Source organism: Alteromonas sp. ISO5, assembly GCF_058105165.1.
The window spans coordinates 1,356,254-1,381,765 of the sequence record NZ_CM176572.1 but is presented as its reverse complement, the minus strand read 5'-3'; the positions used below and the strand labels follow the sequence as shown (position 1 = coordinate 1,381,765).

Genomic DNA, 25,512 nt, shown 5'->3' with positions numbered 1-25,512 from the left:
CTGCCCCAAAAGAGGCAGTAAGTTTAAGGAAATACTATGTTTGAACATGTCGATGCCTATGCCGGCGACCCGATTTTCTCGTTGGTTGAGCAATTCATGAAAGATCCCCGTGAGGACAAAGTAAATCTCACCATCGGGTTTTATTTTGATGAAAACGGCAACGTGCCAAACTTTAGCAGTGTTGATAAAGCCAAAGTCTGGGCAGCAGACAACCCTCCGGCATCGCCCGTTTACCTGCCGATGGACGGCTTACCGGATTACCGTGTAGCGGTAAAATCGCTTGCCTTTGGTGATGCACTGCCATTAGTGGACAGTCGCTTAGCATCAACCCAGAGCCTCGGTGGTTCAGGCGCGTTGAAAGTGGGTGCTGATCTACTCAAGCGCTATTTTCCCGATTCAGAGCTATGGGTGAGCGACCCGACCTGGGAAAACCATCACTCTATCTTCAAAGGTGCGGGCGTAAAGGTAAACACCTATCGCTACTATAACCCGCAAACCAAACTGCTCGACTTCAGCGGTATGTTGGAAGATTTAAATAAGTTGCCGGAAAAAGCCATTGTATTGCTGCATCCGTGCTGCCATAACCCAACCGGGATCGATCTGACCAACGAGCAGTGGCAACAGGTTGTGGAAGTGGTTAAACAACGTAATTTGCTGGCCTTTTTCGATATGGCTTATCAGGGCTTCGGCTTTGGCTTAAGCGAAGATACTCAGGCCATTAAACTGATGGCAGAGTCTGGTCAGCCGTTCCTGCTGGCACAGTCATTCTCGAAGATTTTCTCACTGTACAGCGAGCGTGTAGGGGCGTTGTATGTGGTATGTGAGTCAGCGGAAACCGCCGAAACCATTCAGGGCCAGCTAAAATTTACGGTACGAACCAACTATTCTACGCCGCCGTCTTTTGGCGCGCGCCTGGTCAGCCACGTTCTGGCAAGCGATACGCTTACCGAAGAGTGGAAATCCGAGCTTGAAGTCATGCGCGAGCGCATGCACAGCATGCGTCAGCAACTGGTCGCAAAACTTGGCGAGCTGCGCCCCGATGTGGATTTCAGCTATTTGGCCGCGCAGGTGGGGATGTTCAGTTACACCGGCTTCAGCCCGGAGCAAATTAAACGCCTGAAAGAGGAGTTTGGGGTTTATCTGATTGCCAGTGGCCGCATGTGTGTAGCGGGCTTAAACACCCGTAATCTTGATGCGACAGCAAAAGCGTTTGCTGCAGTTTGCTAATAACATGAAGAGGCTGTGACCCTTTTGTTTCAATATGGATAGGCGGTTACAGTTTTTAAGTTAATCGACCAACATTTTTATACTAAGACAGTCACTTGCTAGACTCAGGTTCAGTTGGATTTTGCCTTTGTGCTGGCACAATGAACACACTACTTTTCTGTTTTAGTGAAACATTGTGCCCAGATCCCGTAAAAGCCTCATCAACCTCTCCGATACCCCTTACTACCATTGCGTTTCCCGCTGTGTTCGTCGGGCGTATTTATGTGGAAAAGATTACCAAACAGGCAAAAGTTATGAGCATCGCCGGCAGTGGGTAGAAGACAGATTACTGTTTTTGGCCAAAGTGTTTTGTGTTGATGTGTGCGCTTATGCGGTAATGAGTAACCACACCCATGTGGTACTACGTATTAACAAACGAAAGGCTGATTCGTTAAGCGTGAGGGACGTCATCAGGAGGTGGCACCAACTCTACAAGGGCATGTTGTTGTCGCAACGTTATATTGACCCTGTTCAATCTACCACATTGTCTGAAGCGGAAATTGAAACGGTACATAGTCTGGCTGAAATTTATCGTAAGCGACTGTACGATATCAGTTGGTTTATGCGGTTGCTTAACGAGTATATCGCCCGTAGGGCCAATAAAGAGGATGATTGTACTGGTCATTTCTGGGAGGGGCGGTTTAAGTCACAGGCGCTCTTAGATGAAGTTTCTCTAGCGGCCTGTATGGCATATGTTGACTTAAACCCAGTACGCGCTTGTTTGGCGAGTACGCCAGAATCATCTACTCACACAAGTATTCAAAAACGCATCAATGCGGCCAAATCGAATCGACAACCTGCTCAATTACTTCCGTTTGTAGGGAACCCATGTAACAAAATGCCAGATGGCCTGCCTTTTCGGTTGCAGGATTACATTGAACTGGTTGAACTGTCAGGACGCCATTTACAGCCCAACAAGCAAGGCAAAATCGATGACTCAGCTTCACCCATACTGAACCAGGTTGGACTCGCGCAAAGTGATTGGAATGAGATGGTAACAGGCATTGAGACTTCCTTTAAATCATCGATAAGCTTTGAGAAGTTTATCAGGCAACGCCGGAAATATGCAGGCTGCGCTTAGAGTTTTCCTGACCTATTAAGTCAAACATAATTATTACATCAACACCATTTCATTCCATATCGCCGGACGATTAGCGAAGATTGACTGGCGGACATTCAACAGCCTTCCCCGCATTTGAAAGGCCAAATGCTTTAACTTCACCCTCTGAAATATATAAAACGCAATACAACTGCCTAATGCTCGGAGCTGAAGCTCTAATTTCGGGATAGTTAATTTAATGCCTGTCCATATTAAAAAAGGATCTGCCTGTCTATGTCAAAAAGCCGCCTGGTGTTCGTTTGCAGGTGCCTGTCCAGCCAAGCCACTAAGCTCGCGACCTCAAGTCGATATAGACTTGAGGTGTGTGATGCTTAAAGCGATAAACCAGAAAAGTTGCTATAACTAATAACAACTAACTTGTGCTGTCATTCTCTCTTTATCGCCGGTAAATACTATAGTGCACTCCATTTCTCTCTCCAGAAGAGGTAGGACAAAGTCTATAAAATCATTAGAGCCCGCCGAGGAGGGAAACTGGGCACGGAAAGATACACCATTTCCATCTGTGGGATTGCCGTCTTCATCTATGAGGTTTTCTCCATCATCATCCCTAAGTTCTGCAACAATATAATGTTTTCCATCTTCGTCAACCCATACGATCAGTTCAGGAGCGCCATCAGGGCCATAGAGCTCGACAAATCCTCCGTCTCTGTTATTTTCAGAAAATAATTCACTTACCAGGTTCCGAATATCCACTATAGAGTCCGTCGTATTTTTCAGTTGCTCTGACCAGTCAGCTCCGTTGTTAGATCTTGTCGGATTGTTGGTTCTGCTGCCATTATTCCTTGTTAGCTTAGAATAAAAAGTATGTCCGTAGTGTGCATTGCTAACTCCGGCGCTGAAATCTGAAGCGAGATTGGGCACCTCTGCGCCGACACCAGACTTTATTGTAGAGCAGCCAGTACAAAATGCTTTAATGTCGTAGTGTTCAACTTTGAGTCTTGCCGATCCACTTTCTATAATGTCTGACTTGAACTGTATTTTGTAGCCGTTAGGTGTATCAAAAGACGTTTCTACAGTTTGATATTTAAACCCGAAAGAAACGCAGAAGCTTAAATCGGTCCCGGAATAGTTTGCGACACAACGTTCAAATACTCCTTCGAAAGTAGGTGCTTCTGGTGTGCCAGGAAATTTCTGAGCATAAGCTGTTGAGAAAGAAAAAGAAAATAAAGCAAAAATGAATAAACGTTTCATCAAAAAATAAGATCCTTCTAAATTAATTGAAACTAAAGTCTATATTTTTGCGGGGGGGAGTCAATGCACTGGGAATACAAATATTAAATATTTCATTGTGACTTCCTGATCGTCGAATCCTTGTTTTGAGTATTAATTAAACAATAATCCCCCGGTTTGTGCCAGAAGTCTGTACTAATTGGCGAATGTGACGCGATTGCAAATACAGCATCACGCGGGCATGATGAATTGAAGCTTACTCACAGGGAGAGTTGCTATGGCAGGATATCGCTACACACTCGGCCAGCTCACGTATCGGTTTAAGGATTTAGCCGAGGTGATGGCAAAAGCCTCACCGCTGCGCTCCGGCGACCAACTGGCCGGTGTGGCCGCGGCCGCGGCGGAGGAACGGGTGGTAGCCCAAATGGTGCTTGCCGAACTGCCCCTGAGCACCTTTTTAAACGAAACGGTTATCCCCTATGAGAAAGATGAAGTCACACGGTTGATCATCGATACTCACGATGCCGAAGCCTTTGTCCCGGTGGCCAATTTAACCGTAGGTGAGTTGCGCAACTGGTTACTGCTGGAGTCTACCGATGCTACCTTGCTGCAGGATGTGTGTTTGGGCCTGACCCCGGAGATGGTGGCGGCGGTGAGCAAAATTATGCGCAATCAGGATCTCATTCTGGTGGCCAGAAAATGTGAAGTGATCACTGCCTTTCGTAATACCATTGGGGTGCCCGGCCACTTTTCTACCCGCCTGCAACCGAATCACCCCACCGATGACTTAAACGGTATTGCGGCATCAATCTTTGATGGCCTGATGTACGGCAGTGGTGATGCGGTGATTGGCATTAACCCGGCAACCGACAATGTGGCGCAGACCATAAAACTACTCAGCATGCTCGATGAGCTCATCAATCAGTACCACATTCCTACCCAGTCCTGCGTGTTAACCCATGTGACCAACACCATTGAAGCCATCGAGCGCGGCGCACCGGTAGATTTGGTGTTTCAATCCATCGGTGGTACTGAGATTACAAACAGCAGTTTTGGGGTGTCACTCGCCTTGCTTCAGGAAGCCCGCGAGGCAGCGCTGTCGCTCAAACGCGGTACAGTGGGCGATAATGTGATGTATTTTGAAACCGGCCAGGGCAGCGCGCTGTCGGCCAATGGCCATCACGGCGTGGATCAGCAAACCTGCGAGACCCGGGCTTATGGCCTGGCCAGAGTTCTCGACCCGCTGCTTATCAATACCGTGGTGGGCTTTATCGGGCCGGAATACCTGTTTGATGGTAAACAGATTATCCGGGCGGGTTTAGAGGATCATTTTTGTGGCAAGCTATTAGGTTTACCTATGGGCTGCGATATCTGCTATACCAACCATGCCCAGGCCGACCAGAATGATATGGATAACCTGCTCACCTTACTCGCCAGCGCCCACTGCCAGTTTATTATGGGTATCCCGGGCGCCGACGACATTATGCTGAACTACCAGACTACGTCGTTTCATGACGCCCTGTATATTCGACAGCTATTCGGCGCTCGCCCGGCGCCGGAATTTGACGCCTGGCTGAAACAGCAGAAGATCTTCACCGACAGCGGCAATCAGCTATTGGCTGATAAACTCCCCGGCCGGTTTGCGGCGGCGCTGCCAAATAATGGAGGTAAGCCGTGAGTAACAAGGAGCAACACCTACATACCGACACATGGCAACAATTACGTGAGCTTACCGCCGCACGGATCGGGCTTGGCCGGGCCGGGACCAGCCTGCCCACCCGCGAATTACTTAAATTTCAATTGGCCCATGCCCAGGCCATTGATGCAGTGCACAGCCCGTTAAACGGTAAACTGTTGGGCGAACGGTTAACTGCACTGAGTTACCATCAACAGCCATTAACAGTACACAATGCTAATAGTGAGGCTGACGATCGTTTTGTTTATCTGCAACGACCGGATTTGGGGCGTATGCTTAACGAAGCAAGCACTCACTCTTTACAAAGTTTAAGAAAAGAAGAGTCGTTTGATTTAGCTGTTGTGGTTGCCGATGGACTTTCCGCTACCGCGGTAATGCAGCACAGCGTCCCGCTTTTAACCGCGTTACTGGCTCAGATGGAAACCAGCCAGTCAGCGTGGACCCTGGCGCCGGTAACGGTGGTTGAACAGGGTAGGGTCGCCATCGGTGACGACATTGCCCAGGCGCTCAATGCGCACATGGTGGTGGTACTGATCGGTGAGCGGCCAGGGTTAAGTTCGCCGGACAGTTTGGGGATCTATATTACCTGGCAGCCGGCACGGGGCTGTGATGATGCTAAACGCAATTGCATTTCAAATATCCGGTCTGAGGGGCTGGCCCCGGAAAAAGCTGCCACACGCTGCCTGTATTTAATGGAAAATGCCCGGGCTAAACAGCTGACGGGCGTTGGCCTGAAAGACCGCTCCGAAGACGATGTGCTCACTGATCAGGCTGGACAAGGCGTCTTTTTACTGCGCGGTACCTGATGGCGCCGGCAGTGGCGTGCTTTTCGCCTGAGGTTTGGTGTTCCCGCGGTATTTACGGGCTAGCAAAACCATGGCGATATTGCCGATAACACCGGGCAGAATCCAAAACGCATACTGCCAGGCACCAATGTCACTGAACAGGGTACGCCCGCCAAAGGCGAAAAACGCAGTATAAGCGCCTATGCCGGTACCTATGTAGCCGGAAAGATGCTCTGCCAACCAGGCTTTCGGTTCGACGTCTTTAGCCAAAATAAAACGTAACTGACCCCAGGCAATCATCAGGCCCAGCGGTGCAAAGACCATCATTAATACCTGCTCGTACATTATCCCCATGTAGCCTGAGCCAATGCTGGTGAAGACCAGCAAAGCTGGAGGGGCTATATGTGGCGGCGTGCGCAGGATCTTGCGGTTGTTTTTGGCTTCAAGGGCCCATTGACCGCCCATTAAAGAGGTGAACATTACCAGCCCAAGGTGTATTAAAAAGGCTCCGAAGCGTTGGAAGTAGGGGATCGCTGCAGGGTTGTCCAGCAGCTCGGGATGACCCAGTGTGGGCACCAGGATCCAGAAGAGTGCCAGTATTGCCCCACTGATAATAGAGGTCAGCATAGTGCGGCGGAAGTAAACGCCAAACCGGCGATGGTTAAAGCCGCCCTTACGACCAAAAATCGGCACCCAGAATAACAGCAGCCCTAAAGCCCCGGTGAATATATGTAAGTACAGTAAGCCTTGTTGAACATTTTGCATAACGAAATCTCCTTAACCTTGTGTTAAGCAGACTACCGGGGCAGCTTCGTTAGTCGCAGTGGCAAAAGTCATAATTTAAAAGATGACTTTTGGCCTATTCCATTTGCACGGCGATTCACCAATACTAGCCTTATGAAAAAATACTTCCCTAAAATAGCGTCTGAACTTTTGGTGGCGATGATCACCATTGCGGTAGTCGCACTGGCCAATATTTGGATAATGAGCACCTCCGGTCGTCTGGGGGTGTCAAACATTGCGTATACCGTGGCAATCTTTGCCGCGTTCAGTCTGGCGTTCGTGCTGGTTACCCGAGATAAACCTTACCGTTATGATACATGGGTCAGAGTGGCGCTGCTGACAGTTGAATACCTGCTGGTACTGGCAGTCTTTGTGGTGAGCCCGTTTAATTTTAATGCTATTTTGCTGGTTATCTGGTCCGGGCAATTACCCTACTTTATGCCGTACCGGCGTACGCTATGGCTATCACCGTTGTGGTCAGCGATACCGTGGCTGGTGTTTGCACAGGTGTGGGAACAAACCAACGGGCTGTGGTTAACCGCAACCCTGTTCTGGACCTTTAATTTGTTCTCTTTAATGATGATGGAAAGCCGCAAACAGGCGGAGCAGGCAAAAGAACAGTCTGAGCAGGCCAACCGTGAACTCAGGGCGTTGCAGGATCTGATGCAGCAAGCCTGTCGCAAGGATGAGCGTACCCGTATCGCCCGTGACATCCACGATCTGGTTGGCCATCATCTTACTGCGCTGTCATTGCATTTACAGGTGGCCTCACGCACCGCTGCACCAGCGCAACGACCGCCCATTGATCAGTGCTTAAGCATTGCCAGACTGTTACTGTCTGATGTACGCGAAGCCGTTTCGGATATGCGTGAATATGGCTCACTGGATTTACTGCAGGCGCTGAACGAACTGATTGCTCCCTTGCAGGATAAGATATCGGTGACCATCCATTGTGAGGGGGATTTAAGTGAACTTAGTTTGTTGCAGGCGACCACGATTCTGCGATGTGTGCAGGAAAGCCTGACCAACAGCATACGCCATGGTAAAGCCAGTGAACTGCACATAGAGATAAGCCGCAAGGCAAATCAATTGGTTACCGAAATTTCCGACAACGGCACTGCCGGTGAGTATCAGCCAGGCAATGGCTTAACCGGTATAAAGGAACGTGTTGCCGAGCTTAACGGCAGCGCAGAGTTCAACGCAAGCCCCCAGGGTTTTCATACCCTGTTGATGATACCGGAGCCAGGATGATTAGAGTATTGGTGGTAGACGACCAGCAGTTATTGCGGCAAGGGTTGTGTAGCCTGCTGGCGCTATCCGACAAAGTGGAAGTGGTGGGCCAGGCCAATGATGGCGTTGAGGCCCGGGAGTGGCTGCATGCCAACGCTGGAGATGTGGATGTGATGCTGCTGGATATCCGTATGCCACGGATGACAGGCATAGAGCTCCTTAATGCGTTAAAGCAGGATGGCACCCTGCTGCCCACTATTATGCTCACCACCTTTGACGATCATGAAAGTCTGATGGGCGCGCTGAGTGCCGGTGCTAAAGGGTACTTGCTAAAAGACGTATCGCTGGAAACCCTGGTCGACGGTATTGAGGCGGTGCATAACGGTGAATCGCTGATTCAGCCCGCTATTACCAATACCCTGATTAACAGTCTGCAGGGCTTGAATACCATCCCCGACGGCCTTGCTCCGGTTGAACCGCTGTCGGCCAAGGAAAAAGAAATCCTCCGGTTAATGGCATCCGGGTGCAGCAATAAAGAAATCGCCGGGGCGTTGTTTAAATCCGAAGGCACGGTAAAGAATCAGGTGTCGACGATACTGGCCAAACTGGATGCCCGTGATCGCACCCGTGCGGTGCTGCGGGCTGTTGAGCTGGGTATTATTGGCTAGAATCAGAGCGCTTTTTTGGTGGGGAACACCACGTTGGCGAAAATAAGTCCGGCGACCAGCGACATAAAAATCAAAAATACGTCCTGGCCGATGTGATCGGCATTTACGAAATCCTGACCCGAGACAAAAGAGTTCAGCCCAATATAGGTTTTTGAGCCCGGCACCAGCACAATCAGGCCGTGCATGGCCACAATGGTGGCGGGCTGATTGACAATGCGGGTAAAGGCATTGGCGAAGATCCCGAGGGTAAATGCCCCCACAAAGCTACCGATATTTTGCGGCAAAAAATCGGAGCTTAGCGCCGTGGCACTGTAGCCAATCAACGCGGCCGCCAGTGCCCAGGGAATATGTTTAGCACGGGTACGGAAAATCGCCACCAGGCCAAATCCCAGCAAGACCACGGCTAGCCAGGTAGACCAGTAAGGTAAGGATTCAGCTGGCGAATAAGTATTCTCACCAAACAGACTAAAGCCGGTAGCCACGCCTAAAAAGGCGCCAAAATACAGTTTAAACAGTTGCATCATGGCATCCATAATACGCGCTGTTCCCGACACCATATTGCGTGAGGAGAGCTCGGCAAGCCCCATGGTTAGCGCCAGCCCCGGCACAAAGATAATCACCGATGACAGGATAATAATGGGAATGTTAATGCCCGGATCAAAAAAGCGACTCGCCACGCAGGCCAGAAAGGCCACCACATAGGCAATCACCGGCTCAAGCATCAGGGCAACGCGCTTGGAGCGTTCTGACCACAGCACCCAGAAATACACCACAAAACCGAACAGACCGGACCAAAAAATTTCCGACCAGCTGGCGCCCATCAGCATACCGAAAGCGCCGGTGGACAAACCAAAAGAGCAACCGGTAATGAGTTTACCGTAGGGGCTTGGCATGGCATCGATTTCGGTTAAACGCTTGTCAGCCTCTTCAAGCGTTACCTGACCAGATAACAGCAGGTTGGCCAGTTCATCGGTGAGTGACAACGAATTTAAATCCAGTTCACCGGGCTCAAGCCGCGCATTGTGACTGTACTCCTCTTCGTGACGATCACTCCAGATAACCACTGATAAAGACGTCGGCGTAGAGATAAAGGAGGCATGTACACCCAGATAACGGGCGACTTCGGTTAAATAGGCTTCGAGACGAAAGGCCGGTGTGCCGTATTTGTGCAGCATTTTACCCAGCTTAAGAATAAACCGGCGTATTTGAATAAACTCTCTGGTGTCCAATGGCTGTCTCTTTATCCGGTCGCTTTATATGAGGTGCGCTGGTGATCGCCGCAATGTAATCAATAATAGCAGTATAAGCTGTTGGTTTCTAAGTAATACTCATATACTTAAAACGGATTGTTCAGTTTGGGTTAAGCAAGGCGTGCTAGGCTATTAAGTGGCAACTGATAAACAAGGAATTATTGGGCTGGCAGGTTGTCGAACCTGCAAAGTTAACGTTTTTAAAAAGGTGTATTATGAAGCGATATTGGCTTTTAGCGATAGCAGGACTGATGTTAGCCGGGTGTGCAACACCGCGTTTAACCAACAATGAAATGGTGATGCTGGTGGAGCAGTTTGTGGCGGATGAATCCCTTGAGCGCGACCATACTGTCAGTGCTTTTCGGCTCGACAGCTACGCCGAACTCAGTGATGAATATCTGATCCTTCGCAGTTCTCCCATGCGCCATTACCTGGTAGAACTGGTGCCTCGCTGCAATGAAATTGCCTTTGCTCCGGGTATTTTGCTGCACCGCCGTTTTGGCAACTCTCTCAGTGAAGGTACCGACTTTATCTACACGCCCGACTCATTGCCGTTTCGGTGCTACATCAACAAAATTTATCCGCTCACCAGAGAGCAGCATGACAAGCTTCGTGCGCAAATTAAAGCGGAAGTTAAAGAACTTGAGTTGAAAGAACAGCAGCTTGAAGGCGAAGACGCGGCTCTGAAATAGGGGATCCGATACATCTAACCAGCCATGGAAAATCGTCCCGCTGCTTAACTAACCGGATAATAATCCAGTTTCACATCGCTGTTGCCCCTGCTTCGGTGGGGTAGAGCGCGCCTCTGTATCATCAACCTTTTAATAGCATCTTCTTTTACCCTGATTTCTTAATACGAATAAGGTATTTCATGGCGTCACGTATAAGACCATTGGCTACTGTGATTAGCTTAAACAAAAGTCTAGTATGGGGGTGAATTAAACACTTGTTTGAATGCGAGAAGGATAACCATGAACCCTACACCTCACAACCCTTATGCGTTAGGACTCGATCAAAACCCGGCTAACTTTGCGGCGTTGAGCCCGTTGTCTTTTATTAAGCGCACTGCTGCGGTTTACCCCAATCATCTGGCGGTGATTCACCAGCAAACCCGCCGCACCTGGGCCGAAACCTATGAGCGCACGCAGCAGCTTGCCAGTGCCCTGACAAAACGGGGAATAGGTAAGGGCGATACCGTCGCCTTTATCTCGCCTAACCTGCCAGAGCTGTTTGAGGCGCACTTTGGTGTGCCGATGACCGGAGCTGTGCTCAATGCGGTCAATATTCGTCTGGATGCCGAAGCCATCGCGTTTATCCTGCAACATGGCGAAGCCAAAGTGGTAGTGGTTGACCGGGAGTTTTCTGAAGTAGTCGGTAAAGCGTTGAAAATGCTCAATAAGCGCCCGCTGGTGATTGATATTGACGACCCTTACTACGAAGGCGGCGAATTGATTGGCGAGATGGATTATGAAGCGTTTATCGCTACCGGCGATGCGGCGGACTATGAGTGGTCTTTGCCAGAGAATGAATGGGATGCCATTACCCTGAATTATACCTCCGGTACCACCGGCGATCCCAAAGGCGTGGTGTATCACCATCGCGGCGCCTATTTAAACGCTGTGAGTAATATTGTGTCATGGAATATGGCGCCACATCCGCGCTATTTATGGACGCTGCCCATGTTTCACTGCAATGGCTGGTGCTTCCCCTGGACCATTGCTGCCAATGCCGGTGTGAGCGTGTGCTTGCGCCATGTTCGCCCCGATGCAATTTATCAGGCTATCAAGGAAGAGGGGGTTAATTATTTCTGCGGTGCACCTATTGTACTGAATATGCTTAATAACGCGCCGGATGAGATGAAAGCGGGCATTGAGCATCAGGTGAGCGTGATGACGGCGGGCGCTGCTCCACCGGCTGCCGTGATTCAGGGTATGGAGGGAATGGGTTTTGCGGTGACCCATGTTTATGGCCTAACCGAAACCTATGGTCCTTGTGTAGTGTGTGCCTGGCATGATGAATGGGATGCACTGCCAATGGAAGAGAAGGCCCGTAAAAAGTCGCGTCAGGGCGTTAAAGTACCGATGCAGGAAGACATCATGGTGGCTAACCCCAATACCCTGGAACCGGTACCCCAGGATGGTAAAACTGTCGGTGAAATCTTTATGCGTGGAAACGTGGTGATGAAGGGATATTTGAAAAACCCGTCAACCACGGATAATTCCTTCGAAGACGGCTGGTTTCATTCCGGTGATTTGGCTGTATGGCACGAAGACGGTTATGTGGAAATTAAAGACCGTTCTAAAGACATCATCATCTCTGGTGGCGAAAACATCTCCAGTATTGAGGTGGAAGACGTACTTTATCGCCATCCGGCCATCATTGAAGCTGCTGTAGTGGCTCAGCCAGATGAAAAGTGGGGAGAAGTGCCTGCTGCGTTCATTAAACTCAAAGATGGTATGGAGGTAAGTGCTGAAGAAGTCATTGAATTCTGTCGCAATAATATGGCACGTTTTAAAGTGCCTAAGAAGATTGTGTTTGGTGAACTACCTAAGACGTCTACCGGAAAAATACAGAAATTTGTGTTGCGTAATCAGGTAAAAGAAAACTGATTCGGGGTGCCGGAGCGGCATTTGCCGCTCCGGATAGGCTTATAAATACGCTTCGCCGGCGGCTACGGTAAAGGCCATTTCAACTAGCCAGTCGGGATCGGCCAGTTCAACTTTTACGCACGCCCGACTTGGTGCCGTGCCTTTGTCAAACCAGGCGTCCCAGACTGCATTTAATCGGTCAACAAGATTGAAGTCGGTGATATAAACGGTCACGCTTAAAATACGCGATTTATCGCTGTCGATTAAAGCAAGGGAGGCTTCTGCCTGTTCAAAAATCGCCTTTACCTGGCCTTCGATGTCGAGTACTACGTCAGTTTCCGGGACTTCAACGAAGTTGGCAATGCCGTTAAAAACCGTGACATCTGACCAACGCGGAGTGGGGTTAATACGGTGGATTTTCATTAATTTGCTGTTAGCCTGTATGAGTTTTGGAAGGATTGTACAAAGGCCACTGCAGATGGCCAGTAAAAACAAGCTGGGAAGGTGCGGTCCATTTGGTCACAAATTTGTCACCTAATCATCATAAACTTAAAACTGGTTTATTAACTCTCCAGGCTCCATGTCACGCTTTCGCTATGTCTTGATAATCTGTAGTTGTGTTATCGGAACACTGGCACTCGACCTGCTGCTTACCCGTCATCAGTCAGTTGCACTGAACATTGGCCCGCTTAATGAAGTACAGTGTCAAACCGGCTCAGAGCTGGAAAAGCAACTTAATATGCAGGTGTACACGCCGGTGACGGCCAACAAAATTACACAATCACTGTGCGACTCACCGTTAATAAAACAACACTATGGCAGTGTAAGGCTCTCCTGGCAGGCGAGGGAAACGTTAACCGCAGTGAACCTGCTTAATCAGGATTTTGATGTCATTATGGGTCGTGAACATAGCCTTAAAGGGCTAGTGCCCAGCTTTTCACAACTCTATACACCTATTATAAAATTTGATGGCTTTTCAGTGTTCTGGTTTAGCCATCAGGTCATCGATTTCTCGCAACTGGATAAGCTGCGTATTGGCCTGGTAGAAGATACCTTTAGTCACACGCATTACCTGCTGCCATTGCAGGATCTAAAATCCCGTTCAAGTCATATAGACGCCCTCGATATCCGTTATTACGCCGATAGTTATTCATTATACGAAGCGTTTGATAAGGGTGAAGTGGATATGATCAGTACAATCGAGTTGTTCCGTAAGGGCAGGGAAGACGGCCTCCACAGTGTCAGAATTACCAGTGGCAATAGCGCTACTTTGTTTGTCACGTCTGAACTCTCTAACGCTGTTCGTTGTGAACTGTCCGATGCACTGACGCCCATCGTTGAGCACTTAACCACGGTTTTAAATCTGTCATCGGTAGACACCTCGTTAACCGGATGTCAGTGATGCAACGCTTCTCTGTGAAACAGTTTGTCTCAGTATTTATTATTGGTATCGTGCTTTGTGTTGTTACCCTCGCATGGTCGAAATGGTCACTGCTAACTTCTATCCAGCAACAGTACGCTGCGACTTATCAATCACTGGTGCCAAATAAAATTTACGCCGGCAATATGGATGAAGAAGTTGTTAATTTTATTGTCGATAAAATCAGTCATGCCCTTCAGCAGGTGAATTCGCAGAGTGGTTTGCCAGTTTTAGGGCAATGCCATGTAACGGACTTGACTGCAACAGAGGCTCTGGATAGCGGCGCACGCTGGCGTAATTTGCTCCTTTTTCGCCTTGCTCTGGACGATCCAAATCATCACATGAGTTATAGCGGAGCACTCATGTGTGAAATCAACTGGCATTGGCTGATCGTGAGTCAGTTGTTATTTTCGCTGTTTCTGGTGCTCTTTGTTCGATGGCTCCCTGTACCACTGAGCCGACACCTTGCCGAACGCATCAACTATTGGCAACAGTTGGGTTTAAATGCTGAACAGGCCACTGAAGTCGCAGTTGCCAGTGAGTCAACAAGGGAGGTTATCGAAACCCTTGTTCAATACCCTCCTTTAGCGGGATTTGCGCGCGATAAGTTAGTAACGCTGGTAAACCGCTATAAACTTGCCAATGTCACGGCGCGCGAACTGGCCTGGCTGGGCTTACTATTTACTCATTTTAAAGATGAAGAACAAGTATTCCTGAATGCATTGACTTTGCCTGAGCAATTGAGTTTTGACGCCGTGAGAAGACTGCTCACTATTAAAGGGATACAGATTAAGCTAACAGCCACACCTTATTACTACTATCTGTGGTACGCACAAAAGCGCATCCAAACCGAAGACGGATGGGTACTAAACCCGTTCACCAGCAAAGCTGATCATGAGCTGGCAGCAGAATTAATTGCCTTAATGGAGCAATTTGGCGGTCATGGTAAGGCCATTAATGATCTTGGCCGTAACGGCCTGACCGCGAAGAAGCTCGATCAAAATCGCAATAAAATTAAAGATGAACTGATTGCGGTTTTGGGCGAAGAGCTGGCAGGGCCTTTCTTGTTTGAAGGTCGCAGAGAACAAACCTCATTGCGTTATCTTTACCGTATTCAAGCGCCGCGAGAAAAAATCACAATAATCTAACTATAAGAAAAATAGGTACTTTTGGTTTTAGAGATATCTCATTTAAGTTTCAGATATCCCTGTCACATGGTTGTCATTGAGGTTTTGCAGACTCGCCCCCAACTTTTTTAAGCGCTGGAGAATTTCATGCAACCACGTTCTTATCTAACCGTGTCGATAATGGCCGCCTTAGGGCTATTTGTTTCCACGGCACACGCCCAACAAGCGAGTCAGGATGACAATCAACAAATCGAAGAGGTTGTCGCATTAGCTTCACCTATTAAAGACAGCCAGACAGCCGCTATCGAAGCCAAACGGGTAGCATCCAATGTGATGGAGGTGATTGCCGCTGATACGATTGGCCGTTTTCCTGATCAAAACCTGGCGGACTCCCTGGGTCGCGTTCCCGGTCTGGCGATTGAGAGGGATCAGGGGCAGGCTCGTTATATCAACTTCAGAGGTATGCCGTTTCGCTACACCGCAATTGGTTTTGACGGCATAGACGTGCCCGGTGCAGAAAACGGCAGGATCCCTCGTTTTGATTCGTTCCCGTCGGTGATAACCCGTCGTATTGAAGTGAATAAAGCCGTTCTGCCGTCAATGACCGGTGAGGCAGTGGCGGGTTATGTCAATATCGAAACCTTTAATCCGTTCGACCGTGAAGGCTTTAGCGCCGACCTTGATGTGGGCATGGGAGAGCAGCAATTGGGTGGCGGTGACGTGGAGAAGTTTGGTTCACGCCTGTCTTTCTCTAACGACAATTTTGGCATTATGGGCTTTTATTCAAAGAACAGCCGCGAGCAAATTACCGATAACCGTGAATATGATTTAGGGGCCGATGGCGCGGTCAACAGTATTGATATGCGCAGTTATAAACTCACTCGTGAAGATGAAGCATACGGTGGGCGGCTGGAGTATCGGTTGGATAATGGCACGCGTTTCTTTATTTCCAGCCTGTACTCCGAGTTTACCGATTTGGAGCAGCGTAACCAGTATGTGTTTAACTTTGCGACCTCGCCAGTAGGACCGGTTGTTAAGAATGCACCGGTGTATATTGACCGCCTATTACAAGACGGTGAGTACAGTAATTCCACTCAAACCACTACACTGGGTAGTGACTTTCTTATTGCGGGCTGGGATGTGGCATTGCGCTATAACCTCACCGAAACCGAATTTTCGACACAATTGCCCATTATCTATCAGTCGGGCTTAGACTTCCTGAACGATTATGCCGCGGATATTCATTTGGTGGACCTGGATCTCAGCAATATTGAAGACCCGATTATCACGCCGGCAACACCGGTAGACGAGATAGTGTATGGGCCGACTTCGACTTATGCCTATAAAATCAATTCGCCACTGAATGTTGATGCTGACAAAATTAAGCTGGATGCCAGCAAAGACCTGGCTTTTCTGGGATTACCTTCGACGTTTTCAATGGGCGGCGAATATAATCAGCGTGAGGCAAAAGGTGAAAACCTGGTGGACTTCGATGTCCTGGCTTTTATTCCGGCTCTGGGGGGCGTAGCCCTTGACGTAAACAATTTTTTGACTGACCAAAGCTGGACGTCAAATACTTCCAACAGTATTAATGCTAACTACTGGGACAATGCAGGTTTACGTGCAGCCTGGGAAGCCACCGGAGCAGAGTTATTCCCGGCGGCCTCGGCTGATGAGCGTACTCATATCGAAGAAGATATTATTGCGGTTTACGCCATGATGGACTCCCAGTTTAACTGGGGTAACGTGGTTTATGGCGTGCGTGTAGAGCAAACGGATTATTCTTCCATCGGTACGCTTATCGATAGTGAAACCGGTGAGCAAAATTCGGTGGATTACCGTGATGACTTTACCAATGTACTGCCAAGCGTGCATCTCAATTACAATGTTAACGACAATACTATCGCCCGGGTGTCATTTTCAAGCGGTGTAAACCGCCCGACCTACCAGGAGTGGCGCGCCGCAGCGAGTATTAATCCAACCACGACACCGGCCACCGTCAGCGGCGGTAATCCGTCCCTGGAAGCAGAAGAGTCCTACGGTTTGGATGCCACGTTGGAATACTATTTTGCGCCTGCCAGTATTGCCTCGGCATCCGTATTCAGCCGCTTTGTGGACAACGTTATCTACACCGACGTGCAGAATGTGGATGGTGCTATCTATGGTGGACAACCCGGTGAGCGCTGGGAACTTTCCGGACCAGTAAACGGCTCGGATGGTGAAATTATCGGTATCGAACTCAACCTGATTGCTATGGCAGAAGATTTTGTGCCGGGACTGATGGGATGGGGGATAAGCGTTAACGCCACATTCGTTGAATCCGAATTTCAAACCATTCAGGGCGAGACGCTGGATTTACCCGGTACGTCAGATTTGATTTATAACGCCTCCGTGTTTTATGAAGACTACGGTGTGTCTGCCCGTTTGAATTATCAATACCGGGATGAATGGATCTCGCCCATTGAAGATCCCACTGAATACTGGGGCGAACAAAGCCGACTGGACTTCAATTTACAGTATGTGCTGCCTGACGATCTTACCGGACCGGTGTCGGCCACGGTATACTTTAACGCTAATAATCTCACTGATGAGACCGATTTGCGTTATGCCGGCAACAATACGGTCAATCAGTCTGAAAGCTATGGTCGTCGTTTCCTGTTTGGCCTGCGCCTGAGTTACTAACCCCTCAAATACTGACTAACTAAACCGGGCTGCTGAAAACAGTCCGGCGGAGATTTATGATGAAAAATTTAACCCTATTACTGTCGGTTGTAGCCGGTGCTGTTGTCATGAGCTTTAATGCTTTGGCATTGGATGCTGAGGTCACTGTTGACCGTGACAGTGGTCATTATGTTTTAAACTGGCAGTCTTCAGAGCCAGTTTCTGTGACGGCAAAAGGGGAACGCAGCGATACAGCCATTATGATTTCAAACAAAATTAATGGTGGGGTTGTATCACTTGAGTGGAACGCGCCGATACAGGACCGTTACACTTTTACGTTTACCGGGCAAAATGGTGGGCAAGCCGTGGTGCGCTCACGCGTGCTGAACCTCAATGGCGGACGTAATTTTCGCGATCTGGGCGGCTATAAAACCGCTGATGGTCGGCGGGTTAAATGGGGAAAACTGTATCGCTCAGGTGCGCTGCATAATCTCGACGATGCCGACTATGCCATGTTAAGAGAGCTGGATATCAAAACCGTGGTGGACTTTCGGGGCAACAGTGAGCGCCAGAATGAGTTGACCCATTGGCAGGCTGGCGACATTAATCATATGACCTGGGACTATCAGCTTGAGTTTGATACCTCTGCTTTTAAACAAATGTTTGCCGAGGGTAGGGTTACCGAGCAAGACATGGAACTGGTGATGGCCGGTATGTACCCGGGATTGCTTAATCAGCAAAAGATTCATTACCGGGCCATGTTTGCCGAGCTGGTTGCTGATGATAAGCCTTTGTTATTCCACTGTACCGCAGGTAAAGACCGAACCGGTGTAGCGGCTGCATTAATTCTGTATGCACTGGGGGTAGAGAAGGATGTGATCATGCAGGACTACGTGTTGTCTGAGCAGATCTTACGGCCGGAAGATTTAATCGGCGGACACAAAGAAAAAGGCGATGATCACAAACAGGATGCGTCAATGGCGATGCTGGCCCGGTTACCCAAGGAGGCTGTTGGCGCGCTGATGGGAACCCGTGAAAGCTACCTGAACGCAGCATTTGCTGAAATGGAAACTCAATCCGGGTCTATCGATGCCTTTATCAGAGAAGAACTTAACGTAAGTGATGCAGATATTGCTCGTTTAAGAGCCCAGTATCTGGACTAAACGACAGGAAAGCCGGTGCAAAAACGTACCGGCATGACGCTATCAGGGATAATACTGATCTTCTGATTCTCGCAGGGTTTCTTCGGTAACCTGTAGCACTTCCTGTTTTTGATTGGTGAGCTTGGTGTGCTTCCAACTGCCTCGGGCCAGCCAGCAAATACTCACAATGCCAATCAGGATATTGGTGGCGGCAAAAGCCCACCAAATGCCAGTTTTACCTAACGCTGTGTGTTTCGATAAGATAAACGCAATGGGAAACAGGAACATCCACTGCGACAGTAGTGACAGCACCATGGCATTGACCATATTACCGGAAGCCCTGAATGCGCCGGTAATGCATACCTGCACGGCCATGCCGCCCCAGGTGAGTGCCATCACTTCCACAAATTCTGCGCCGGTGGCAATCACTTCTGGTTGCTCCGGTACGAAAAACGCGATGATTTGCGGGGCCAGAAAGAAGCTTAATATGCCAACCAGTGTTAGCGAAACAAACCCCCAGATTGCCCCGGTAAAAGCGGCCTGGGAAGCGCGCTCAATTTGTCCGGCGCCCAGGTTTTGCCCCACCAGCGTGGAAATAGCCATACCCAGGCCGAGAGCCGGGATAGTAACAAACATCAAAATGTTATTGCCCACGCCGTAGGAGGCAATGGTTACGGTACCGAAACTGGCCACCAGAAACGACATGATAATTTGCCCGAGCGCCCGTGCAGAGAGATCAACTGAGCCGGGAATACCGAGGAAAAAAGCGCGGCGAATATAGTTGTAATCGGGGATGAAATAGCGCAACCGAACATGGATACCATGGCGCCCTTTAAGTAAAATGCCAATGCCAATTACGGCGGCCAGCGCCTGAGTAACCAGAGTTGCCAAAGCTGCGCCGGTGACGCCTAAACCGGGAAAACTGCCGTAACCGAATATAAATAGCGGGTCGAGCACCAGGTTAAGCAACACGGTGGCAAGCACAATTAGTAGCGGAATACGCACTTCGCCAATGCCCCGCATCAGCGCCTGGAACATGTTAAAGGTAAACACAAAGATCACCCCGATGAACGAAACATGCATAAAGCTCAGAGCGTTGCTATACACCTCAGGCTCTACTTTCAGCAGGGTCAGAAAGTGCGGCGACAACAAATACCCGCAGGTACCCAGAAAGGTAGAGACCACCATCACCATCAATAACGTTTGTGCTGAAACCTTGTCGACTTCTTCTTTGCGACCGGCGCCCATGTACTGAGCGGCCAGCGTGGCACCGGCCATCGCAAGTCCGGCACCAATGGCAATCACCAGAAAGGTGACCGGCATACTGATCGAGACTGCGGCAACTTCGGCCGGACCTAGCCGGCCCACCCAAAACGCATCGGTCAGTTGGTAGGCAGACTGTAGGAGCTGGCTGATCACAATGGGAATGGCGAGTGATAACAGCGCTTTATGAATAGGACCGGTGAGCAGTTGTGATGAAAGGGTCATGTGAGCTCCGCAACAAAAGACGCGCTATGGTACCCCGTCCCCAGATAAAAAACACGGCCGCCAAACCTGCGGATTTGACATGTTATATATTTAAATGCCTTAGCGGCGCCGTTTGCCGGCCTTCCCTTTGTTTCTGGTTTGGCCAAGGGCATTGGCGCGCAGCGACTTTTTAGACGGTTTCCGTCGGGGGGGACCTGCGCTATCGTGCGCTGCCGGATTCGGCTCGAAGCCTTCCACCCACTGGACAATAAAATGCTCGCCGGTAAGTTTTTCAACGTCTTCAAGCAGGTACTTGTCTTTACGGGAAACCAGTGATACTGCCAGTCCGGCCTGACCGGCACGGCCGGTGCGACCAATGCGGTGGATATAATCTTCAGCGTTGTAGGGCAGTTCAAAATTGATCACGTATTGTAACTGCTGGATATCAAGGCCCCGGGCGGCTACATCGGTGGCAACCAGCGCTCGTACCTCACCGGCTTTGAAGGCTTCCAGGGCACGCTCGCGGGCCCCCTGGGCTTTATCGCCGTGAACCGCATCTGCGGTAATACCATCTTTGCCGAGCTCTTTGACCAGCGCGTCCACCGCCTGTTTAGTCCGCGTAAAAATCAGTACCTGATGCCAGTTATTCACACCGATAAGATAAGCCACCAGCGCAGCTTTTTTAGCACTATCGACCTCGTAAACACGCTGCTCAACCTTGCTGGCTGTGGTATTGCGTTCGGTCACTTCAATGAGCGCCGGATCCGTTAACAGGGTATTTTTGAGGGCATACACCTCATCGTTAAATGTGGCACTGAAAAACAGCGTTTGGTGCGCATCCGGCAGGTGCCTGAGGATCCGCTTAATATCGATAATAAAGCCCATATCCAGCATGCGGTCTGCTTCATCGAGTACCAGCGTTTGCAAGGTACTCAGGTCAATAAGCGCTTTACTAACCAGTTCCAGTAAACGCCCGGGGGTGGCAACCAGTACATCACAACCAAGGCCTAATGCTTCAATCTGCGGGTTAATACTCGCTCCGCCGTAGGCCACTACGGAGCGCAATCCGGTTCCCTGACTGTAAGTGACAAAACTCTGCTGAACCTGCTGAGCGAGTTCGCGTGTAGGGGTAAGCACTAATACCCGAATGGCTTTTTCCGCGTTTGATTGACACAGATAGCGCTGAATTAACGGTAACGCAAACGCGGCGGTCTTACCGGTACCGGTTTGTGCGCCCGCCAACACATCACGTCCGGCCAATACTTCGGGAATGGCGGCCTGTTGAATAGGCGTAGGGGCCTGATAGTCGAGCTCATCAAGGGTGGCAAGCAGAATAGTGTGCAGGCCCAGGTCGGAAAAACGCATCATTTACATCGCTACTTATTAAATAAACACGTCGCTATTGTAGCACTTTAACGGTAGGCGGCTTAACACCGGCATTGGGGACGGACGAACTATTCCGCTCCAGACAGGAAGTTCATGGCGCGGTAACACAACTGATTAGTGTGGTTGAGAAGAATTACATTCGTGACGACCCTCGTCAGGAGACTGTTGAGTGGTTAAACAGTGCCCTCCGGCAAGGTGAATTGAACGATGCTCAGTTTTCTCTTGGTCGCCTGAAAATACAACTGAAGCCCTTGCCTTATGACAACTGTCGAGAGACTGAGTGAGCACCTGAGTCTGGTGATGGCTTAGGCTGTGCTGCAACATCCAAAAACCGGCGATAGTTGGAAAAACAGCGGTGCTATGCCTGATATCCAAATTGATACCGACAAAACCATCTTGGTAGCGCTCAAAATGGCAAACGAAGCGTTGTAACAGGCTTAAGGAAACAAGGCGTAAGTCTTGCCGGCGTTGGTACGCTGCCAACAATCATTTACGCCCCCTGAGACGATGTTAACCTGCCGGGTAGGGCGATGGTCCGCCTTCGGCAATAAACTTATCTACCCGCTTGTCCAGAACCGAAAGCGGCACCGAGCCCATTTGCAGGATCATGTCGTGGAAGTTACGAATATCGAACTGCTCGCCGAGGGCTTGTTCTGCCCGCGCGCGGTATTCAACAATGGCCATCTGACCGAGGTAGTAAGAAAGTGCCTGTCCAGGCCATGCAATGTAGCGGTCTACTTCGGTGGTGATCTCATGAATCGACAGCGCTGTGTTCTCTTTCATAAAGTCCTGCGCCTCTTTACGTGTCCAACCCTTAGCGTGAATGCCGGTGTCTACCACCAAACGAGCCGCTCGCCACATTTGGTAACTCAGCATGCCAAAGACCTCGTAAGGCGTATGATAGAGGCCCATTTCTTCACCCAATAATTCGCTGTAAAGCGCCCAGCCTTCACCGAATGCTGAGATATAGCTTTTACGGCGGAACTCGGGAATGGCGTCGTTTTCCAGTGACAGTGGCATCTGGAACGCGTGGCCCGGTGCGGACTCATGTAGCGTGAGTGCTGGCAGGGAATACAGCGGGCGAGAGGGCAGGTCATAGGTATTTACCCAATAAGTGCCCGGGCCGCCACGGCCAGCGGTATAAAATGGCGCGATATCGTCCGGCACTTTAATGATGGCAAAGCGTTTGCGGGGCAGGTGACCAAACCACTGGTCTGCCACACCATCAAATTCCTTGGCAGTCCAGGCGGCGCGGTCGAGCAGCGCCTGTGGTGTATCAACATAAAATTGTTCATCGGTGCGCAGGAAGGTTAAAAAGGCTTGTAAGTCGCCATCAAAATTCACATCGGCCATCACTTCATGCATGCGCTGGCGGATCTTGGCGACTTCATCCAAACCAATCTGGTGGATCTCCTCGGCGCTTAAATCCAGCGTGGTGTACTGCTTAATTTGCGCCTGATAATAGGCCTTGCCATCGGGCAGGTCATAACCGGCAATCGATGGCTGGGCGTTAGGAATATAGTCTTCCTGTAAAAAGGTCAGCAAGGTCTGATGAGCTGGAATAACATAGTCGGCAATAGCGGCTTTGGCTTTGGCCTGCAATTGCGCTTGTTTTTCCTCACTTAAGCGGGAAGGCATTTTCTTAAACGGCTTAAAATACATGTTATCCGCGCCTTTTGCCTCGATAACTGAGATCACTGATGTATCGCGGCCCTGTAACGAAATCTTCGGTAAGGTGAACTTACGCGCCAGGCCAAGTTTCATATTGGCGATTTGCTGATCAAAATAGCGTGGCATGTCTTGCAGCCACTGTATGTAGTTCTCGAAATCCTGCTCGCTATGAAAGGTTTCACGGGTGATATACGCCAGGTTGCTCCAAAAGGCGGTATCTCCGAGTAAAGGTTTTTCGTAAGTTTTAAATTGCTGCTCGGCAATCAGGTTTTCAATTTGCAGGCGATACACCGCGTAGTTGATCTGATTGGTTTCGGATAAGGCTTCAACGTCGATGGCGTCCAGCTGTGTCAGGGTTTCCTGCCAACGGGCGAGGCGTTTTTGCTGGGTAGCAATACTAACATCCGGCAGGCTCGACGGGGCGCTGGTGGTATTGCTGTTTTCATCGGTCGCGTCTTTATTCTGGCGCCATGCCCATTCTGCCTTATACAGCGCCTCGAAGCGGCTGTCGGCGCTACTTTCCACCACACTGGTGGTGGCTGACGGCGAAGTCGTAGATGAACATGCCGTTACACCGATTGCCGAGCAAGCCATCATCACAGATAGGGCTACGATTTTTATTGGGTTGGGGGATTGAGCTGTGAGCACCAGAGTCTCCTATTGTTGTTATATCCGGATTTTAATAAGTCTATCGTATTTTGTTTATACTGCCTTAGCCAGTTGAATTGGGCGAGGATAAACCGCCGGGTTACCACTCTGCGTAGACCAGCTTCGCAGTGGCTGTCTGTCGTGAAAATGGTGTATGAGGTATAGTGTGCAGGTATTTTCGGACAGGAGTAATTCATGCAAACAGGTATTGGCGGCAAGACCCGCGAAGCCGTGCTGGCCACGCTTTCAAACATGACTGCAGACACTCAGCCGATAGCGCATAGTGAACACTTAGCCCGTATTGAAAAAGCCCAACAGTACATGCGTGAGCATCAAATTGCTGCTATCTATCTTAATGCCGGTACTAACTTAAGTTATTTTACTGGCATGGACTGGTATGCCAGCGAGCGTTTGGTAGGTGCTATTCTGCCAGCCAGTGGTGAAGTCGTTTATATTGCCCCTTTATTTGAGATTGACTCGCTGTCAGAGCGCAAGGTTGTTGCCGGCGATATGGTAGGCTGGCAGGAGCACGAAAGTCCCTATGCGCTGGCCGCCGATGTATTAAAAAGCGCCGGTGTCAGCGGCGGTGATATTTTCGGCGTGGATGAAGCCACGGCGTTCTTTATTGTGGATGGTTTTAATAAAGCGATGCCGGATATCAAGATTATTAACGCCAGCGGCGTGACAGCCCATTGCCGTATGCATAAATCGGCCGGCGAACTGGCGCTTATTCAGCGCGCCATGGACATGACGCTGGCAGTACATCAGGCTACCGCCAGCATATTACATGAAGGGATCACCACTACCGAGGTCGAACAGTTTATTCATGAAGCGCATAAAAAAGTTGGCGCCAGCGGCTCTTATTTTTGTATTGTGCTGTTTGGCAAAGCAACGTCTTTTCCCCATGGTGTAAAAGATCCGCAGGTCCTTAAAACTGGTGATCTGGTGCTGATTGATACCGGTTGTAAGTTACATGGCTACCTGTCGGACATCACCCGCACCTACTCTTTTGGCGGCGCAACAGAGAAGCAGGCCCGTTTGTGGCAGGCCGAAAAAGACGCGCAACTGGCAGCATTTGCCGCAGCGGTTAATGGTCAGCCCTGTGGCAACGTGGATGCCGCTGCCCGGGCCAGTCTGGAAAGCGCTGGTCTTGGACCCGATTACGATTTGCCGGGATTACCCCACCGCACCGGCCATGGCATCGGCATGGATATCCACGAATGGCCTTATCTGGTAAAAGACAATCCGCAGCCGTTAGCCCCGGGTATGTGCTTCAGTAATGAACCCATGATCGTAGTGCCGGGTGAGTTTGGAATTCGTCTGGAAGATCATTTTTACATGACCGAGGATGGTCCGCGCTGGTTTACCCAACCGGCGCAGTCCATCGATAACCCCTTTGCGCTATAACTGTAACAAAGTGTGGCAAAAGCTTGA

The 25,512-nt window shown here is 49.8% G+C and carries 20 protein-coding genes; 13 read left to right on the top strand and 7 right to left on the bottom strand.

Annotation, left to right across the window (positions count from 1 at the left end):
* Positions 1-36: 36 nt before the first annotated feature.
* Together AC2T0J_RS06225 and AC2T0J_RS06220 are read left to right on the top strand one after the other, a co-directional pair.
* Positions 37-1,227, top strand: a complete 1,191-nt coding sequence (locus tag AC2T0J_RS06225; protein ID WP_489809283.1) for an amino acid aminotransferase — start codon at positions 37-39, stop codon at positions 1,225-1,227.
* Positions 1,228-1,402: 175 nt separating this feature from the next.
* Positions 1,403-2,347 carry a transposase gene (locus tag AC2T0J_RS06220; protein ID WP_489809282.1) on the top strand — a complete coding sequence of 315 codons (945 nt, stop codon included), beginning with the start codon at positions 1,403-1,405 and terminating at the stop codon, positions 2,345-2,347.
* 381 nt (positions 2,348-2,728) lie between these two features.
* On the opposite strand, the gene AC2T0J_RS06215 is transcribed toward AC2T0J_RS06220, so the two are convergent.
* Positions 2,729-3,580 carry a hypothetical protein gene (locus tag AC2T0J_RS06215; RefSeq protein WP_489809281.1) on the bottom strand — a complete coding sequence of 284 codons (852 nt, stop codon included), beginning with the start codon at positions 3,578-3,580 and terminating at the stop codon, positions 2,729-2,731.
* 253 nt (positions 3,581-3,833) lie between these two features.
* On the opposite strand from AC2T0J_RS06215, the gene AC2T0J_RS06210 reads away from it, so the two are divergent.
* A complete protein-coding gene (locus AC2T0J_RS06210; RefSeq protein WP_489809280.1) occupies positions 3,834-5,234 on the top strand; it encodes an ethanolamine ammonia-lyase subunit EutB in 1,401 nt (466 codons plus the stop codon).
* Positions 5,231-6,058, top strand: coding sequence for an ethanolamine ammonia-lyase subunit EutC (gene eutC / locus AC2T0J_RS06205; RefSeq protein ID WP_489809279.1), 828 nt, complete (start codon positions 5,231-5,233; stop codon positions 6,056-6,058). The genes AC2T0J_RS06210 and eutC overlap by 4 nt, the downstream gene beginning before the upstream one ends.
* Here the strand turns inward: eutC and AC2T0J_RS06200 are convergent.
* Positions 6,041-6,802, bottom strand: a complete 762-nt coding sequence (locus AC2T0J_RS06200; protein ID WP_489809278.1) for a hypothetical protein — start codon at positions 6,800-6,802, stop codon at positions 6,041-6,043. The genes eutC and AC2T0J_RS06200 overlap by 18 nt on opposite strands.
* 132 nt (positions 6,803-6,934) lie before the next feature.
* Between AC2T0J_RS06200 and AC2T0J_RS06195 the strand changes: the two genes are divergently transcribed.
* Both AC2T0J_RS06195 and AC2T0J_RS06190 read left to right on the top strand, forming a co-directional pair.
* Positions 6,935-8,071, top strand: a complete 1,137-nt coding sequence (locus tag AC2T0J_RS06195) for a sensor histidine kinase (protein ID WP_489809277.1) — start codon at positions 6,935-6,937, stop codon at positions 8,069-8,071.
* A complete protein-coding gene (locus tag AC2T0J_RS06190; protein ID WP_489809276.1) occupies positions 8,068-8,718 on the top strand; it encodes a response regulator in 651 nt (216 codons plus the stop codon). Before AC2T0J_RS06195 ends, AC2T0J_RS06190 begins: the two co-directional genes overlap by 4 nt.
* Before the next feature lie 2 nt (positions 8,719-8,720).
* On the opposite strand, the gene AC2T0J_RS06185 is transcribed toward AC2T0J_RS06190, so the two are convergent.
* Entirely contained in the window at positions 8,721-9,947 is a 1,227-nt protein-coding gene (locus AC2T0J_RS06185) for a threonine/serine exporter family protein (protein WP_489809275.1), read from the bottom strand.
* A gap of 236 nt (positions 9,948-10,183) precedes the next feature.
* On the opposite strand from AC2T0J_RS06185, the gene AC2T0J_RS06180 reads away from it, so the two are divergent.
* The gene (locus AC2T0J_RS06180) at positions 10,184-10,660 is read left to right on the top strand and encodes a DUF6491 family protein (RefSeq protein ID WP_489809274.1); all 477 of its coding nucleotides are present in this window, start codon (positions 10,184-10,186) and stop codon (positions 10,658-10,660) included.
* A gap of 279 nt (positions 10,661-10,939) precedes the next feature.
* Positions 10,940-12,577: an acyl-CoA synthetase gene (locus AC2T0J_RS06175; RefSeq protein ID WP_489809273.1), complete on the top strand. Its 1,638-nt coding sequence runs from the start codon at positions 10,940-10,942 to the stop codon at positions 12,575-12,577.
* Positions 12,578-12,616: 39 nt separating this feature from the next.
* Here AC2T0J_RS06175 and AC2T0J_RS06170 read toward each other — a convergent pair whose 3' ends face one another.
* Positions 12,617-12,979, bottom strand: coding sequence for a RidA family protein (locus AC2T0J_RS06170; RefSeq protein WP_489809272.1), 363 nt, complete (start codon positions 12,977-12,979; stop codon positions 12,617-12,619).
* 178 nt (positions 12,980-13,157) lie between these two features.
* On the opposite strand from AC2T0J_RS06170, the gene AC2T0J_RS06165 reads away from it, so the two are divergent.
* From AC2T0J_RS06165 to AC2T0J_RS06150, 4 genes are all read left to right on the top strand, one after another.
* A complete protein-coding gene (locus AC2T0J_RS06165) occupies positions 13,158-13,958 on the top strand; it encodes a hypothetical protein (RefSeq protein ID WP_489809271.1) in 801 nt (266 codons plus the stop codon).
* Positions 13,955-15,124: a hypothetical protein gene (locus AC2T0J_RS06160; protein WP_489809270.1), complete on the top strand. Its 1,170-nt coding sequence runs from the start codon at positions 13,955-13,957 to the stop codon at positions 15,122-15,124. The genes AC2T0J_RS06165 and AC2T0J_RS06160 overlap by 4 nt, the downstream gene beginning before the upstream one ends.
* A gap of 126 nt (positions 15,125-15,250) precedes the next feature.
* The gene (locus AC2T0J_RS06155; protein ID WP_489809269.1) at positions 15,251-17,785 is read left to right on the top strand and encodes a TonB-dependent receptor; all 2,535 of its coding nucleotides are present in this window, start codon (positions 15,251-15,253) and stop codon (positions 17,783-17,785) included.
* A gap of 56 nt (positions 17,786-17,841) precedes the next feature.
* Positions 17,842-18,927, top strand: a complete 1,086-nt coding sequence (locus tag AC2T0J_RS06150; protein ID WP_489809268.1) for a tyrosine-protein phosphatase — start codon at positions 17,842-17,844, stop codon at positions 18,925-18,927.
* Positions 18,928-18,969: 42 nt separating this feature from the next.
* Here the strand turns inward: AC2T0J_RS06150 and AC2T0J_RS06145 are convergent, their stop codons facing one another.
* The 3 genes from AC2T0J_RS06145 to AC2T0J_RS06135 all read right to left on the bottom strand — a co-directional run bounded on the left by AC2T0J_RS06145 (position 18,970) and on the right by AC2T0J_RS06135 (position 24,078).
* A complete protein-coding gene (locus AC2T0J_RS06145) occupies positions 18,970-20,394 on the bottom strand; it encodes an MATE family efflux transporter (protein WP_489809267.1) in 1,425 nt (474 codons plus the stop codon).
* Between the two features lie 99 nt (positions 20,395-20,493).
* Positions 20,494-21,738, bottom strand: a complete 1,245-nt coding sequence (locus AC2T0J_RS06140; RefSeq protein WP_489810297.1) for a DEAD/DEAH box helicase — start codon at positions 21,736-21,738, stop codon at positions 20,494-20,496.
* Between the two features lie 531 nt (positions 21,739-22,269).
* Entirely contained in the window at positions 22,270-24,078 is a 1,809-nt protein-coding gene (locus AC2T0J_RS06135; RefSeq protein ID WP_489809266.1) for a DUF885 domain-containing protein, read from the bottom strand.
* A gap of 195 nt (positions 24,079-24,273) precedes the next feature.
* On the opposite strand from AC2T0J_RS06135, the gene AC2T0J_RS06130 reads away from it, so the two are divergent.
* Complete coding sequence (locus AC2T0J_RS06130; protein ID WP_489809265.1) at positions 24,274-25,485, top strand: M24 family metallopeptidase; 1,212 nt, start codon at positions 24,274-24,276, stop codon at positions 25,483-25,485.
* Positions 25,486-25,512: the final 27 nt, after the last annotated feature.

Bases quoted from the DNA above. Each gene is read 5' to 3' on its own strand.
- AC2T0J_RS06225 (WP_489809283.1), top strand. From the start codon at position 37: ATGTTTGAACATGTCGATGCCTATGCCGGCGACCCGATTTTCTCGTTG.
- AC2T0J_RS06210 (WP_489809280.1), top strand. From the start codon at position 3,834: ATGGCAGGATATCGCTACACACTCGGCCAGCTCACGTATCGGTTTAAG.
- AC2T0J_RS06200 (WP_489809278.1), bottom strand. From the start codon at position 6,802: ATGCAAAATGTTCAACAAGGCTTACTGTACTTACATATATTCACCGGG.
- AC2T0J_RS06195 (WP_489809277.1), top strand. From the start codon at position 6,935: ATGAAAAAATACTTCCCTAAAATAGCGTCTGAACTTTTGGTGGCGATG.
- AC2T0J_RS06190 (WP_489809276.1), top strand. From the start codon at position 8,068: ATGATTAGAGTATTGGTGGTAGACGACCAGCAGTTATTGCGGCAAGGG.
- AC2T0J_RS06180 (WP_489809274.1), top strand. From the start codon at position 10,184: ATGAAGCGATATTGGCTTTTAGCGATAGCAGGACTGATGTTAGCCGGG.
- AC2T0J_RS06175 (WP_489809273.1), top strand. From the start codon at position 10,940: ATGAACCCTACACCTCACAACCCTTATGCGTTAGGACTCGATCAAAAC.
- AC2T0J_RS06170 (WP_489809272.1), bottom strand. From the start codon at position 12,979: ATGAAAATCCACCGTATTAACCCCACTCCGCGTTGGTCAGATGTCACG.
- AC2T0J_RS06155 (WP_489809269.1), top strand. From the start codon at position 15,251: ATGCAACCACGTTCTTATCTAACCGTGTCGATAATGGCCGCCTTAGGG.
- AC2T0J_RS06150 (WP_489809268.1), top strand. From the start codon at position 17,842: ATGATGAAAAATTTAACCCTATTACTGTCGGTTGTAGCCGGTGCTGTT.
- AC2T0J_RS06145 (WP_489809267.1), bottom strand. From the start codon at position 20,394: ATGACCCTTTCATCACAACTGCTCACCGGTCCTATTCATAAAGCGCTG.
- AC2T0J_RS06140 (WP_489810297.1), bottom strand. From the start codon at position 21,738: ATGCGTTTTTCCGACCTGGGCCTGCACACTATTCTGCTTGCCACCCTT.
- AC2T0J_RS06130 (WP_489809265.1), top strand. From the start codon at position 24,274: ATGCAAACAGGTATTGGCGGCAAGACCCGCGAAGCCGTGCTGGCCACG.